This is a genomic window from Shewanella sp. 125m-7, from assembly GCF_052977045.1.
Genome location: NZ_JBRILQ010000003.1, coordinates 119,497 through 134,777 on the forward strand (window position 1 = coordinate 119,497; position 15,281 = coordinate 134,777).

14 protein-coding genes are annotated in these 15,281 nt (G+C 40.2%); 8 read left to right on the forward strand and 6 right to left on the reverse strand.

The features are described from left to right. Positions 1 to 30: 30 nt before the first annotated feature. The 4 genes from ACVBIL_RS02280 (at position 31) to ACVBIL_RS02295 (ending at position 2,775) form a co-directional block, all read left to right on the forward strand. Positions 31 to 1,038 (forward strand): YecA family protein, encoded by a 1,008-nt coding sequence (locus ACVBIL_RS02280; protein WP_447165368.1) that lies wholly within the window; start codon positions 31 to 33, stop codon positions 1,036 to 1,038. A gap of 287 nt (positions 1,039 to 1,325) precedes the next feature. Next, positions 1,326 to 1,643 (forward strand): helix-turn-helix domain-containing protein, encoded by a 318-nt coding sequence (locus ACVBIL_RS02285; protein ID WP_447165369.1) that lies wholly within the window; start codon positions 1,326 to 1,328, stop codon positions 1,641 to 1,643. Positions 1,644 to 1,654: 11 nt separating this feature from the next. Beyond that, positions 1,655 to 2,200 carry a HipA N-terminal domain-containing protein gene (locus tag ACVBIL_RS02290; RefSeq protein ID WP_447165370.1) on the forward strand — a complete coding sequence of 182 codons (546 nt, stop codon included), beginning with the start codon at positions 1,655 to 1,657 and terminating at the stop codon, positions 2,198 to 2,200. Next, complete coding sequence (locus ACVBIL_RS02295; RefSeq protein WP_447165371.1) at positions 2,158 to 2,775, forward strand: type II toxin-antitoxin system HipA family toxin; 618 nt, start codon at positions 2,158 to 2,160, stop codon at positions 2,773 to 2,775. Before ACVBIL_RS02290 ends, ACVBIL_RS02295 begins: the two co-directional genes overlap by 43 nt. 196 nt (positions 2,776 to 2,971) lie before the next feature. Here the strand turns inward: ACVBIL_RS02295 and ACVBIL_RS02300 are convergent, their stop codons facing one another. The 4 genes from ACVBIL_RS02300 to ACVBIL_RS02315 all read right to left on the reverse strand — a co-directional run bounded on the left by ACVBIL_RS02300 (position 2,972) and on the right by ACVBIL_RS02315 (position 7,418). Further along, entirely contained in the window at positions 2,972 to 4,240 is a 1,269-nt protein-coding gene (locus ACVBIL_RS02300) for a NupC/NupG family nucleoside CNT transporter (RefSeq protein WP_447165372.1), read from the reverse strand. A 185-nt stretch (positions 4,241 to 4,425) separates the two neighbouring features. Then, positions 4,426 to 5,265 (reverse strand): 5'-methylthioadenosine/S-adenosylhomocysteine nucleosidase, encoded by an 840-nt coding sequence (locus ACVBIL_RS02305; RefSeq protein ID WP_447165373.1) that lies wholly within the window; start codon positions 5,263 to 5,265, stop codon positions 4,426 to 4,428. A 484-nt stretch (positions 5,266 to 5,749) separates the two neighbouring features. Next, complete coding sequence (locus ACVBIL_RS02310; RefSeq protein WP_447165374.1) at positions 5,750 to 6,220, reverse strand: GNAT family N-acetyltransferase; 471 nt, start codon at positions 6,218 to 6,220, stop codon at positions 5,750 to 5,752. Then, positions 6,213 to 7,418: a hypothetical protein gene (locus ACVBIL_RS02315; protein WP_447165375.1), complete on the reverse strand. Its 1,206-nt coding sequence runs from the start codon at positions 7,416 to 7,418 to the stop codon at positions 6,213 to 6,215. Before ACVBIL_RS02315 ends, ACVBIL_RS02310 begins: the two co-directional genes overlap by 8 nt. A 24-nt stretch (positions 7,419 to 7,442) precedes the next feature. On the opposite strand from ACVBIL_RS02315, the gene ACVBIL_RS02320 reads away from it, so the two are divergent. After that, positions 7,443 to 7,859 carry a hypothetical protein gene (locus tag ACVBIL_RS02320; protein ID WP_447165376.1) on the forward strand — a complete coding sequence of 139 codons (417 nt, stop codon included), beginning with the start codon at positions 7,443 to 7,445 and terminating at the stop codon, positions 7,857 to 7,859. Next, complete coding sequence (locus ACVBIL_RS02325; protein WP_447165377.1) at positions 7,856 to 8,383, forward strand: ATP-binding protein; 528 nt, start codon at positions 7,856 to 7,858, stop codon at positions 8,381 to 8,383. Before ACVBIL_RS02320 ends, ACVBIL_RS02325 begins: the two co-directional genes overlap by 4 nt. 402 nt (positions 8,384 to 8,785) lie before the next feature. Here the strand turns inward: ACVBIL_RS02325 and ACVBIL_RS02330 are convergent, their stop codons facing one another. Then, positions 8,786 to 10,369: a hypothetical protein gene (locus ACVBIL_RS02330; RefSeq protein WP_447165378.1), complete on the reverse strand. Its 1,584-nt coding sequence runs from the start codon at positions 10,367 to 10,369 to the stop codon at positions 8,786 to 8,788. 66 nt (positions 10,370 to 10,435) lie between these two features. Further along, positions 10,436 to 10,591, reverse strand: coding sequence for a hypothetical protein (locus ACVBIL_RS02335; RefSeq protein ID WP_447165379.1), 156 nt, complete (start codon positions 10,589 to 10,591; stop codon positions 10,436 to 10,438). 414 nt (positions 10,592 to 11,005) lie between these two features. Here ACVBIL_RS02335 and ACVBIL_RS02340 point away from each other — a divergent pair, with 414 nt between their 5' ends. After that, a complete protein-coding gene (locus tag ACVBIL_RS02340; RefSeq protein ID WP_447165380.1) occupies positions 11,006 to 11,482 on the forward strand; it encodes a hypothetical protein in 477 nt (158 codons plus the stop codon). Between the two features lie 311 nt (positions 11,483 to 11,793). Next, positions 11,794 to 15,198: a DEAD/DEAH box helicase family protein gene (locus ACVBIL_RS02345; RefSeq protein WP_447165381.1), complete on the forward strand. Its 3,405-nt coding sequence runs from the start codon at positions 11,794 to 11,796 to the stop codon at positions 15,196 to 15,198. Positions 15,199 to 15,281: the final 83 nt, after the last annotated feature.

The following is a 15,281-nucleotide window of genomic DNA, read 5'->3' on the forward strand; positions in this document are numbered from 1 at the left end:
AAGAGTTTAAAAAGGCGTAGAAGGCTTAGCATGAAACCGGGTAGAAACGATCCTTGCCCCTGCGGTAGCGGGAAAAAATACAAGCGTTGCTGTATGGACAGTGTTTCAAAACGGCATGCAGAAGTGTTTGATGACATTGCACAAACCGCAGCAATGAACCCGAACCTTACCCTTGATGAACTCAACTTAGTTACGCAGCAGCGCATGCATGAGCGTAATAATCGCTCCGAAACTGATTTTTGTGGCCTTACACCTAACCAAATGTCTAACTGGTTATATGCCCCTTTTAATGAGTTAACTGGGGTAACATTCAGTACACCAGATAACATATTAAGCAGCCCGGTAATACGCTATTTGGAATTGATTCTAGATGAAGCCATACAGAATAACGGTTCATTTAAAGCGACCAGTAAGGGCAACCTACCAACAAAGATAGTCAAGCAAGCCAGTGAGTTGTTGCCTGAGTTTGCAGTCTCTCAACATCAAAAATATACCAGTATCAGTGAATTTGCTGGTAGCAATGAAGACAAATTTAACACCTTGCACTACGCCCGAATTTTGGCGGAAATAGCGGGTATTATTTATCTTCGAAGTGGTCGCTTCCATGTAAAGAAGTCAGCGCAGAAGTTGTATCAATCTCATGGGATTAACGTCTTTTTCTTACCTATGCTCGAAGCCGCAATCTCCAAATATAATTGGGGCTACCTAGATAGTTGGGAGCTAGATATAGATCTACGAACTTTCTGGTTGTTTATGCTTTGGCGTCTGCAAAAGCATGGCAGCATTGACCAGCTGATTGAGGAGGTAGAAACTGCATTTCCAGATATCCTGCTTCAGTTACAATCGGAAGAGCATTTCTCGCCAATAAAGTTACTTAGCATGTTGATTGAATCACGCTTTATTAATCGATTTTTACAATTTTGGGGATTTGTGACGTTTGAGCCTAAGCTAGTTTCTATCAGCGAGTTAACGTCTAGGAAAGTTGATATTCAACCGCTGCTGATACAAACCTTTAAATTCAGTATTAACAACCCATAAAGGTTTATAAGCTTTGGTAAACATCATCATCTACCAACCTTATGTTATGCCTGCGGCATAGATAGGGTCCTAAAAATTAGCTTTGAATCGATTGATGATTTAAGTAGGAAACGCAATAAGTGAAACTAAGGTTTCACTTATTGCGCTTTTATGGTGCTTTAGTTTCACATCTATGTGTTGTTAGAATCCCTTCGATGGAATCAGACTTTAAATACGGCTCTTTACTTTAGCTTTGATGTGAAACTATAATTTCACTAATTAAGGTTAAGTGAAAGGGTATTTTCATTTTGAATAATATAAATGCTCCAGTTAAACGTGGGGCGGTCATCTTCCCCAAAAATCAGAAAATCCTAAATGCACTGGGTGAGAATATCACGCTGGCTATGAAGCGCCGCGGAATAACTCAAGACATGATGCATAAGAGAACAGGGTTATCTAAGCCTACTCTGAGAAGGATAGTGAAAGGTGACTCATCTGTGTCTATTGGCCACTACGTAAATGTTTTGGCTGTTTTAGGCTTGCTGGGTGACCTTGCTAAAGTGGCGCTTGATGATGAACTTGGCAGAAAGCTTCAAGATATAGAGCTATTGAAGAAGAACCGTTAAAGGGGCCACAATTGGAAATCTACGTTTATGCTGATTGGACTGACTTAGGAAAACCTGTGTTAGTCGGTAAGTTGAGATCATCAGAAATCAGAGCTAAAGAGCACTTTAGTTTTAATTACGATGAAGATTGGTTAGCTTCTAAGTACGTAAGACAAATAGATCCAGCTCTACAGTTATATGTCGGTGATCAGCATGCCGAAGATGATAGAAATTTCAAAGTCTTCCTTGATTCATGCCCAGATCGCTGGGGAAGGTTATTGATGCAGCGTAGAGAAGCTGTGATTGCTCGCCAAGAAAAACGTCGAGTACGTAGATTATTTGAAACTGATTATCTACTCGGTGTACATGACTCCTTTCGTATGGGCGCTCTACGTTTTAGTATTTCTGAAGAGGGGCCTTTTCTTGATAATAATGAGGATTTGGCAGCTCCAGCGATAACGTCACTAGCTGAGTTGCAGCAAGCAACACTAGGTATTGAGGATAAACCCGACTTTGATAACCCTGACTACCTAAAATGGTTAAATATGCTTATCTCTCCTCTCCTGGATCTTCACTAGGAGGTGCTCGCCCTAAAGCATCAGTAAGAGAGATAGATAAAACGTTGTGGTTAGCAAAATTCCCCAGCCGTTATGATGATTATGATATTGGACTATGGGAATTTATTGTTTACCAGATGGCGCTTGAAGCTGGTATCAATATGGCTGAATCAAAGGTTGAACTCATAGGGGAACAACATATATTTCTGACTAAAAGGTTTGATCGTGATGAGGCAGGGGGAAGACTCCACTTCACTTCGGCTATGACGCAATTGGAGTATTTTGATGGCCATGATGATGGCGCAAGTTATCTAGAGTTAGCAGAGTTTTTAATTCAGAATGGCTCAAACACACAAGAAGACTTAGAGCAGCTTTGGACACGTATATTGTTCAATGTAATGGTATCCAACAGTGACGACCATTTAAGGAATCACGGCTTTATTCTTGATGTAACAGGATGGCGTCTATCACCTGCGTATGACATCAACCCTACGCCCAATGCTACCGGGTTGCATCTGAATATTGATGATATGAGTAACGCTCTAGATATTGAACTTGTATTTGAAGTGACAGAATACTTTCATGTCTTTAGCTAAGAAAGCTAAAGACATTTATGAAAGAATGATTGCAGTGGTATCAGGATGGGAAGAGTTAGCAAAAAAAGCAGGCATCTCCAAAGGGGAAAGGGACTTACTAAGGGATTGCTTTTTTGCAGCGTAAAAACAAAACAGGCCCATATGACGTTTATGTCATATGGGCCTGTTTGCTAACTAGTCGATGAGAATCCGTTGATTAAACAAAACTCATAAACAAGCCTGCAATGGTTGCTGCCATCAGGTTAGAAAGTACGCCTGCAAGCAGTGCTTTTAAGCCTAAAGAAGCAATCTCAGAGCGGCGCTCTGGCACTAGGCCGCCAATACCGGCAATGGCAATCGCCACTGTACCTAGGTTAGCAAAGCCACATAGTGCAAACGATAGAATCACTTGCGTGCGTTCAGACATAGGCATACCCGTTGCTTCAACAATCGCATCACCGCTTAGGTATGGGGCTAAGTTGATATAAGCAAAGAACTCATTGATCACAATCTTCTGGCCGATGAACGAGCCCGCTAATAGCGCTTCATCCCACGCCACACCCATCAACCAAGCAACAGGGGCAAACAAGTAGCCTAAAATCAGCTGCAAGCTTAGGCCGTCAAAACCAAACCAATTGCCAATGCCACCTAGCATGCCATTCATTAGCGCCACTAAGCTGACAAAAGCAAACAGCATCGCGCCCACAGCCATGGCTAACGACAGGCCATTCATGGTGCCAGTGGTAGCTGCATCAATAATGTTGGCTGGTGGATTTTCTTCAACAATGGTTAGGTCTTGATCGTTTACTTTCTCGGTTTGCGGGATCAATAACTTAGCAAACAGTAAGCCACCCGGCGCCGCCATAAAAGAGGCCGCGAGCAGGTATTCCATCTTAATTCCAAGCTGGGCATAACCGGCTAGCATGGTGCCAGCAATCGAGGCTAAACCACCACACATAACCGCAAACAGCTCGGCACGGCTCATCTTAGGAATGTAAGGCTTAATTAGCAGTGGCGCTTCAGTGACACCTAAGAAGATGTTAGCGCTGGCAGACATAGATTCCGCTTTGCTGGTATTAAGGATTTTTTGCAGTGCACCGCCGACGATTCTAACCACCCATTGCATGATGCCTAGGTAATACAACACCGCCGAAATTGCCGAGAAAAACACGATAATCGGTAAGACTTTAAAGGCGATAACAAAACCACCCGGGCCAAACAGTTCATACATTTTATCGCTTACAAGGCCGCCAAACATAAACGACATGCCTTCGTTGCTGTAACCAATCACGGTCGAAACCGCTTCTGCCATATTAAAAATAACGGCTTGGCCGAAGGATGAATAGATGACAAACGCACCCATAATTAACTGCAGTAAAAATGCCAAACCAACCGTGCGGTAGTTAATGGCTTTACGGTTTTCAGACGCAAGAAAAGCCACTGAAAGTAGGGCAATGATGCCAACAATACTGATTAAAATTTGCATTATTTTATCTATTACTATCTAAGTTGAAGTAAAGGGGAGGCTAATGTTCTCCCCAATGTTTAAAGCAATCTTTAAAGCAATGAAGCGTTAAATTACCGTTTTAAAAGCGAGCGAAAGCGGGCGGGAATAGCATTGTTATTCCCGTCACTCATCTTGCTGATTAGATGCTTTTTTTAAAACTGGCTTTAAAAGGTCTTGATTAATGCTTTGATGACATCAAGCACATACACCTGACAATCAATCGCCGTTTGCGGCTCAAAGTCTTGCTTATGTTGGTCGGTATTAGACAGCACGCGAATACTCACAAAAGGTAGCTTGTAAGCTTCGGCAACTTGCGCAGCCGCTGAGGTTTCCATCTCTTCAACTGAGGTGCCCATGGTCTCGTGGAACCAGTTAATACGGTCAACTTCACGGTTCCATTCGTCACAGCTACCAATTCTACCCAGTACCACTTTGCCTTGGGTGTAGCTGCTTGCTTGCGAAAGGGCTATTTCAACTAGGGCTGGGTCGGCTTTAAAGTGATTGTGCTCAACCACCACGCCGTTTTCACGCAGATACATTGGCATATCGAAGTTCTGCCAAGTGGTTGGGTGTATGCCTTGGCCTTTTTCAACGAACTCAATTTTATAAGCGCCCATATTAAAGCTGGTTTCACCAATCACGATGTCAGAGCGGAACAGCTTTGGATCGTGGCCACCAGAGGTGCCCTGATTGATGATAACTTTTGGCTGGTAGTGCGCAATGCCCAGTGTTGTAGATGCGGCGGCGTTAGCCAAACCAATCTCGGTACGAGATACCACAACTGGGTAGCCATCTAATAGACCTTCCCAGAAAGTCCACGCACCATATGTCTTTTGTTTTACATCGTTTAGAGCGGCAACAAGCGTCTCGACTTCAACGTCCATTGCGCCTTGAACTAAGATAGGATTTAGCATTTTTGAGGGTAACTTTTCATTGTGTGGCTGTTCAGAGTTTACGTGTTCAGAGTTTAACTTTTCAGCTAATAGCTGCTCGCAAGTTGGCATGACAAATAACTTCAAATGGAAAGTGCGCGGATGGTAGCAATGGGATTTAGCCTAAACAACGAAATGAAAAGTAAAATACTTGTTGCCGTTTCGGTGGCCTAAAAACCATACAATTATTGGCTGAGGTAGCTAATTTTTAAGTATTGTTATTACTTGTTTTGTAAGGATATTTCAGGTGGCGCTTGTTTATTGAACGTTAGAGGTGGCTCAATGACTTTAAATTAGAAAACAGTATTTAAAAAAACAGGCTAGTTAGCAAGGAAGAGTTAGGGCGTTGGAGCGGAATTGCAGTTGGATTAGGAACTGGGCTAAGACCAGAAAGTGAGAAAGGATAGGACTTGTTCTGGTTTGAAATTTAGTCAAAATCGAAATCAGAAAGAGGAAAAATTGTGATTATGTAATTGAACTAGTGGTGTCACGCACTAGTTCAATGATTAGCCATTATTGGTTGTCCTGTTTGTCTTTTGACATTTAGCGCTAAATGTTATTGATTTAGCTCATAAAAGTATTCTATTGCCCCTTTTCTATAGTACCCGTCTTCTTCGGACACTAAAGTGAAGCCATATTTATCCAACAACGTTTTTAGAGGTAGGTGCCTTTCTTCTGATACTGAGATACCAATTTTTTTGCCTTGAAGATTTTTTATCGCTTCAGTTAGTAGCAAACTTCCTGCACCTTGTTGACGAAACTCTTCTCTTACATAAAGAGTGCAAATTTTATGCTCTACGTTGGTTTTCTTTAGGAGCGCAACGCCTGCAATTTGAGAGTCGGACATGGCCGCAATAACGATTCGATCGCCAGTTTTAAATTTTCCTCTAAAGCGAAAATTAAACCAAGCATCGAAATCTGGATACAAACTCGATACAGGTTCTAAGATCTTTCGGATGGCCAGAAAGTCTGGTTTTTCCTGAATCTGTATCGTGATGGAGTTAGATTGCACATTGTAATTAACCATCACATTCTCCTTGGTTAGGCAAAAACACTATAGTATCTTTAGCATATTTCCCGTAAATGGGGAAATATTGCTGTGGGTAACAGTGGCCTTTATTAGTAGTTTTAGGTGAACCACGTGATATTTCGTTAGTCTCAGTCTTAATTAATTCTGACCAAATTTTATTTGCAATTATGCCAGATAATACCCCTAAAGTAACCAGAAAAAAGACCATTGCTAAGACTTTCATATCTGTTACGGTTGTTGAGGAAAACTTAGAAAATGCTGAGAAATGATCTATTGCTTTTTCATCCTTTTTATTACCGACCCAGTGATATATGAGCATGTGTTGTTTAGCTGTATTATTTTTTTGATCAAGATACTTATCCCAAATTTCAGATTCAAGCACTCGGCACCTTTTGAACTCAGAATGAGCGGCTTTATATTCAGCGGAAGCTTCTCGAACTAGAAAAAAATGAACCTTGCTTAAACAGCTGTTTCTTTGCATCTGCTCTCTAATTTTTAAAGGGAGTATCCTTGCTTCATTCACCCTGAAATCAATGATTTGCGTTTCTTCAAACTGACTAGTTATAGATGATGCTTTAGGTTTAAATATAGTCGACAAACTATTTTGCCTATGACTAAGTTTTATCCTAAATCTGAAATAGCTTACAGAGGGATTACTTATCTTTGGTTTGCTACGTCTTTTCCCTGTGCTTTTTCGGCGCTGGGTATGCTTTTGGGTAAAAAGTTCAACTGGAAAGGTTAATATGGTTCCTGGTTGCTTAGTATCATTGAATGAACGTATCTCAACTCCAGGTATTCCATCGTCACTACTTTCTTCAATATGAGTGTAAAAATCAAAGTTTTTTCCATCCGGCAGCGTAATGTTTAAAACCCCAGAGCTATCTTCACTTCGTGTTGATAAGATATGGCTATTAAAGATAGCAGCTAACAGAGTTTTATCATCGCACACTAGCGCACCTAAACTAGGATCAAACTCCATTTCATTTGTTTTAAAAGGTAGGAATATTTTTAATGCTTTTACGCTGTTTGTCAGAAGGCTATTGTGACTAGATATATGAATACCGACATCTAAATAGTTTGTATTTATTGACTTTAAAGACCAGTAATTGAAATGGAGTTCAGTGTCTACATCTTGCAGGTCGGTATCATTGTGTCCATTCTTTGTTTCAAACCAAAATGCTAAACTACTGGCCATCCAAATGGTCCCTATATTTAATTTATGATAAGTATTATTTTAAGCATTAAACCTAGTTTTACAAAGCAAATTTTGTTAGGAAACAAAACGATAGAGTTAAGGAAGCAAATTGGGGTAGAATTCGTAAATGGTAGTGAACTTTATTTATATTCATCATCACCTACGCAAGCTATTGTAGGGAAAGCAGTTATTTCTACAATACGCTGTTTAAATATCGATGAAATTATTGCTAATTATCTGACACGAACCTGTGTAAGTGAAGAATATATAAGGAAGTATTATTTTAACAGGACTAAAGGTTATGCTTTGTCTATTGATAAAGTTATACCATTTTTCTCTCCAGTTTCTCTTTCTGAGTTAAGACTTTGTGGGTTTCATCCACCTCAATCCTTCTGTTATGCTCGTGGAGAAGTTCTAGATATGTTAAGGGCGGTGAAGTGATTATTGGAGTTTTTGGTTTATCCGGTGTCGGAAAAACAACTATTTGTTTAGAGGTTCAAAACCGCTCCGTCAATGTGAAACGAATTAGTGCTTCTGAGCTTATTCGTTTTTACGGACGTTCGATTGATTATGAAATGCTTAATGCATCTAATGTTGATGCAAATCAGCAGGTGCTTATAGAGGGGGTCAATAAACTTAAGGTAGACGTGAATAGAAATACTTACTTATTGGAACTACATAATATCATAGAGACGCCATACGGGCTTAGAGATATTGATATTGGTGTTTTTAGAAGTTTGGAGCTTGATTTAGCGATCTTTCTCATGAAGCCTGTAAGTGAGATTGCTAATCAAAGAAGGAAGGATCTTAATCGAGGGCGAGTTGACATATCAGAGGATATCCTGTGTCAAATGCAATCGCGAGCACTCAAGCTATTTGAATCTACATTTTCATTTTTGCAAGTGCCTTTTGAGGTGGTGAAAGAGCATCATCTTCAAAAGCTCAGTGACTTTGCTAATTCTTGAGTCTGAAATTATCTAAGCTCTCTTTTTAAATGAAATTGACAAATCTTCTTAAAGTGGGTTTATCAGTTAGTATCCGTATTTCACTTTTTATAATCAGGTATTGGTAACAGAGAGCCAACTTATTTGCGAACCCTCTGAAACTAGATTTTTGCTTGAGAAAGCTTACTCTACGTTTTGAATTTGAATGTAGCTTAAAATAGTCTAATTAAATAAATACAATATCTTAGGTGCTATGTTGGTATTCGTGTTTTGAGTTTGGTCACCAATATGGTCACCACTTATCATTTGTTAACTCTATTAGATAACGGGTATTTAGCTTAGTCACCTATTGTGAATCGCCCTATTTAACATGTTTCACACTGTAGAGTAGGTTCTTAACTAATATCTGTAACAGCTGGCTTGCTAAACTTGCGCATACCTTGCCATGTGGAGCATTTCATAAGTAGTCTTAAGGCGTTCTTCTGATTCATCTAAGCCTCGATACCAACGTACTTTAATACCTAGGTAATTAGCCCATGCTATGCCTTTTTTTAAATCACGCCAAAGCCTGTTTTTAGCACAAGATTCTATATATTGGTTGACTAAAAGATATTGGTCTTGACCACCGCAGTATTTAGCCTCTTGAAAGGCCTTCGAGTAGTGCGGTAGAGCAAGAGTGTGCTCTTCTCGTCGATAATAATATGTTGCCCATACCCAGTTGACCACCCAACTCAGATAACAGTCTAGGTTTGCTTCATTTACCTGTTTCGTAAACTGTTCAATTTTTTCTACGTTGACGTTAGGAACCTTACGAAGTCTTAGACCTTCAAGTAATAGTTCTAAAAACAAGGGAGGAGCCATGGCGATTGTATTTTCTCGGGCTTCCTCAAGTAAAGGTGATAAGAAAAATGGCTCAACACTTTGTAAAAAGAACTTTATATCAGTTGGCTTGAATCCACTCTTATATTTCTCCCTAAATCTAAGGTCTATAGATTTTGAGCCTTGCCTAAATTGTATTGATTTTTGTTCCCAAAATTCCTGTGTCTTATCGAACCAAATTCTGTTGATAACTAGTGGATCTCGGATCTCGTAGGAATCTATAGCTTTTGACAAACTAGCTTTAAGATTCTGGTGAACTTTGCCTAATCTGCGGTCTTGTCTTTTAAGGTGCTTAGTTATATCAATGATAAACTCTCTTCCAAACTCTCGTTCTAATTCAGCAAATACTGATGTGGAAAATCTCGCAAAAAATAATATTGTTTTAAAACTATGAAAGGTCTCACTATTAACAGTTCTTTTGTATTGGCTAGATGCCGCTTTTTCCATTGCAGATATAGAAGCTGTAAGGTTTTGTAATAAACTTGGCCAGCTAGGTAAGTTCTTTCCTGTTGCCCAACGAGAAGCGTTCTCAAGATTTTGTGATAAGCGGTAATTGTCAGTAAAGCCGAAGTCCGGGAAATGGAAATGTGTTTGATTAGTTTCACAAACGGAATAGATCCAGTTCATAGCTTTGGCTAAAGGAAATTGGATATTTTGTTCTGTAAAATCTGGAAGCCACCAAAAGGCGTCAGAAGGGCTCAAGATATTAGATGCTGGTACATTGTATTTTAGGGTGTTCTTTTGATACGAGAGGATTGTTCGGTCAAGTAGTTTGGTTTTAATCAGCCATTTAGCAGACTCTGATTTTGATAGGAAGGTCCCATCACCTCTCACTAAATCAAGGTACTGAGTTAGTACATCTCCAACTGAGGCCATACATGCACAAGTGATTTTTGAGTTGTTAGTTGCTTCAAATATAAGATCTGCCAATAACTCTAGTAAAGAGGTTAGATTCTTTTCTAATTCACTATCTTCTTTTGCTAAGCGCCGAAGCTGTGTTTGGATTTTCTTCTTTGTTTTTTCATCACCAACAACTGTTGAATCATCATCTTTTTGTGGCAACACTCCAGCATGATCAAATAAAGCTTTGGTGATGTCTCCGATACTGGGTAACTGTGGTTTTGGCATGATCAACAATTCCGTGTTGTTTTGGGAAAGGTAGCTTCAAATAAAGCTACCTTATTCGTAGAAAAATTACTTGCCTTTAGGCTCAGCATTACCTCTACCGCCACCTGATTTATTTCCTGTTGTAGCGGGCCAGTTACCACCTGGGCCAGGATGAGTTGAAGGTCCACGTCCGCCACTTTTTGCTCCGCCGTTTCCTGATTGTCCGTTATTACCTTTTGTCATGATATTTTTTCCTTTAGCTCTAGTTAAATTTGAAGAGCATTAGCGCAAGCCTATGCTCTTCGTTGAGTGCATGGCTAAAGTTACTCTTACTGTAAATTAAAGGCTTCCTGCATTTTGGCGACGGTAATTTTGAGAAGAATTATGTTTCTTATTTACTATAAAGGAGTGTGACCGAATACACTGGAGGGGTGTTATGAAATCGATTTTTCAGAAATATAACACCCCTATTAAATGTAATTATATCAGTAGTTTACGTTTCTAGCTATTCATGTCGTCGTGCTTTTTGAACCCACTTGCAAACTTAAATAATAGCCATAGTGTTTGGTAATCATCCAATGACTAGAAAAAATTCTTCCTGTACCTTTGTTCTTAAGCGTACGTGGTTATGCTCTGTTGTTTTATTCACCATCATTAATGGAAAATTCAAAAGCTATGAATGTACAAATGAGAGTTGCAACTAGAAATGGAAATGTATTTTTTACTGCTATGAACACCTCAGATAGCCTTGTTTACATAGGCGATAGCCCTGCGCATATTTTTGCTTATCTTAATGAGTTTGAACCTGAGTTCATTACAGATGTATATGGTATCAATGCATATCCAGCACAAGTTGACGCACAATTTAGGCCACAAATCACGCAAAAACAAGTGCTAGCAACCTCAAGGATATTGGAATCGATTTTTCGTGATAAGAAGCGGTTTGCTGACTTTCAAGGTTTTTATGATATTGAAGATGACTTAAAAAATGTTGGAGTTGATCGTTCTGACGCGAGTCTCATATTCACATTCTTAAAGGCTAATCGTCAATTTGTACCACTCATTGAAAAAATGGATTCAACTGGTTCACCAATAGAGTGTCGTACTTTTGAATTACCTTCAAATATACGATAGATTCTCCCTGTAGTTTAACAAGGTTGGTTCTAACATTTGTTAGAACCAAATCGCTTAACCATTTCCCCAAATAGTGTAAACTCCAACCAAATAAAGTACTTTAGTTTACTTGGATTTAGATGACCCTCACTACTCTCAAAGACTTAGAAGTAGCCCTTCGGTATACGGCCTAGTAGTTCGCGTCTATGCAGAAACTAAGTGAGTGTCTATTTTAGTAGTAGTTACATCTAGTGGGCTTCGATATTAAGTCTTTAAATAGTGGTAACGTTAATACGAAGGAAGAATAATTTTCGCGATGGAAAACTTATAATATGGCTATTTCTTTGAACTTTGAAATGCTCCGTAACAAGTGGCCAGAGATAGCTGATCTTGGAGCGCTTGCGGAAAAATATGTTTATATTGATCCTGAAACCTCCCTAGTAAAACAGCGCAACATGGTAGAGCTAGTTGTTCGCTGGCTTTATCGCGAAGAGCGTTTGCCTCAAGGTTATCGTCCTAACCTATTTGATTTAATTAAAGGTGATACTTTTGTAAGTGTTATTCCTGCTCCTGTGGTGGAAAAGTTAGATATCCTCCGCCAATTCGGTAATAAAGCTGCACATGGTGAAAAGTGTAATACCAAGCAATCTTTATGGTTATTACAGGAGTGCTGGCTGATCTCTAGCTGGCTGTACGTTCGGTATGAAAATGGCAACCAAGCAGAGTGCGGTATTTTTCAAGCTCCAGAACAGGAGTCGGTAGATCTTTCTGCTGATGCGTTAAAGAAAAAAGCAGATGAATTAGAGAAAGCCCTACGAGAGTTAAAGACTGCAGAAGAACGTGAAATAGCAATTTTACGTGATTTGCAGCAAGAAAAAGAAAAAACTGATGAGTTCAAAGAGCGTCTAGAAGCGGCTCGTAAAAAGAATGACCAAGCTATTAATCTGCTTGATATGAATGAAGATGAGACGCGAAAACGTCTTATCGATACTCGTCTTGTTGACGCCAATTGGAATGTTTCTGAAGACGGTTCTGATACTACTGAAGTTTCGCAAGAAGAAGCTACGTTAGAACAACCAACTAAAACAGGCCAAGGCCGTGCTGATTACGTACTGTGGGATGATAACGGTAAGCCATTAGCTGTTATTGAAGCGAAGAGCACTCAGGTAGATGCTGAAATGGGCCGTAATCAGGCCAGGTTATACGCAGACTGGCTGGAAAAAGAGTACGGACAACGTCCTGTTATTTTTTACACCAATGGTTATGACATTTTTATTTGGGATGACCACCCAAAACAAGGCTATCCTCCACGTCGCTTATTTGGTTTTTATTCCAAAGCAAGTTTGCAGCATTTAATTCAGCAGCGCACGATTAAAAAAGATCTATTAGAAACGGATATAGATACCAATATCGCTGGTGGAGACACTCGCTTGTATCAGCTGGAATCTATTCGACGTACGGCAGAAGCCTTCACTAATAAAAAACGCCATGCATTGATTGTGCTTGCAACAGGTACAGGAAAGACCCGTGTATCTATTGCAATGACTAAGCAGCTACTTGATGCCCGCTGGGTGAAACGAGCGTTGTTTTTGTGTGACCGAAAAGAATTACGTAAGCAGGCTCGTAATGCTTTTAATGAATTTATCAACGACCCTATATGCGTGGTGGGAACGAGTGATAAAAAAACGCAGGAAACGGCGCGCATCTTCATCGCTACATACCCTGGTATGCTTAATATCATGGAGCGCTTTGATGTAGGGTATTTTGATCTGATTGTTGCTGATGAATCACATCGTTCTATCTATAATATTTACGGTGATCTGTTTAAGTATTTCGATTGTTTGCAGGTAGGACTTACAGCTACACCAGTCGAAATGGTCAGTCGTTCTACTTGCCAGCTGTTCGGTTGTGATTACAAGATGCCGACTGCTGAATATCCACTGGAAAAGGCTATTGAGAATGATCACCTTGTTCCATATGAAGTAGTCACTCATACGACTAAATTTCTGCGTGAAGGCATTAAAAAAGATAACCTAACCGATGAGCAGATTGCTCAGTTAGAAGATGACGGTATCGATCCCAATACTTTAGATTTTGATGCTAAGTCTATCGATAAAGCTATTTTCAATAAGCCAACCAATGCAGCTATCATCAGAAATTTGATGGAAAATGGTATCAAGGATAAAGATGGTCAGTTACCTGGTAAGTCTATTGTCTTTGCCCGTAACCACAAGCATGCCATGTTATTACAGCAGGTATTTAATGAACTGTATCCTCAATTTGCTGGCAAATTCTGTCAAGTCATTGATAACTACGATCCTCGTGCCGAGCAGTTGATTGATGATTTTAAAGGTGATGGTAAGAACAATGACCTCACTATCGCTATTTCAGTCGATATGTTAGATACCGGGATTGATGTACCAGAAGTGGTAAACCTTGTATTTGCCAAGCCGCTTAAGTCTAAAGTTAAGTTTTGGCAGATGATTGGTCGCGGCACCCGCCTATGTAAAGATCTCTTCGGGCCGGGAAAAGATAAAGAAAAATTCCGTATTTTCGATCACTGGGGCGTGTTTGATTACTTCGAACAAGAGCCTGAGGAAGTCGATCCTAGAATGAGTAAATCTGTGGCTCAACAACGTTTTGAGTCATGGGTTGAATTGGGGCATCTGGCACAGAAAAAGTTTGCTAAGGATACGTTGGGCAAGGTTGGTATGTTGCTATTGAGTCAGCTAAATGCACTTGATGATAAATCCATTTCAGTTCAGGAAAAGTGGAAGCAGAAAGCGCGTATGAGTGACCCTAAGTTGCTTCGTCAGTTCTCACCTAAAACTCAGCAGGAATTGTTGACAGAAATGGGGCCCTTGATGCAATGGCTGGACGTGCGTGGTCAGGGTGATGCTATTCGATTTGATATGGATATGATTGAGGCGCAGCAGGCGCTTTATGATAATCCTGACAAGGTGCTAAAGATTTTTCATGTGGTAGCAGATCAAGTTAGTCGTTTACCACCTCACCTAGGGCAAGTGCAACAACACGGCGAGCTGATCAATCAGTTGCAAGAACAAAGCTGGTGGCTGGATGCAGGCTTTGAGCAATTCGAGCACGTCCGAATTACGCTGCGTGACATCATGCATCTGGTGGAGAAAGTGCCAATTCCACCAGCACCAGATCCTTTGGTGACGAATATTGCTGAAAATGAGTCTGAGTACAAGATTGAGCAGCGGAAAACTAATATTAAGTCGATAGACTTTAAGCTTTATCGAAAACAGATACAGGGGGCGTTAGAGCCATTATTTTCTACTAACCAGGTGCTGATGAAAATTCGTCGCGGCGAACCTGTTAATGACAGAGAGTTAGATGAGCTAAGTAAGCTAGTCATAGTGCAAAACCCCAATATCGATATCAAGGTGCTAAAAGATTTCTACCCAGAAGCAACAGTTGGACTGGATAAGATTCTGCGTACTTTAGTTGGGATGGACAACGAGGCTGTAGCTAAAAAATTCACCTATTTTGCTGCTGAACACCGCCTCAACAGTACTCAGATGCGTTTCCTGGATTTGCTGCAATCCCATATCCGCACTTTCGGTACCATAGAGATGAAGCAGCTGTTTGAACAGCCATTTACAGCCGTGAACAGCGGAGGGGTAACTGGTGTTTTTCCCGATATGGATCAAGTGATAGCGCTTAAATCTGTTGTGGAGTCTTTCACTGTCAACACGGGAAAGGCGGTACTTTAACGACTGGCTAATACTATTTAAGGTATAATCCTCGCCAATTTTCTGTCTGTTGCTGATTTTAAGTAGAGCAGTGCAGACCTTAT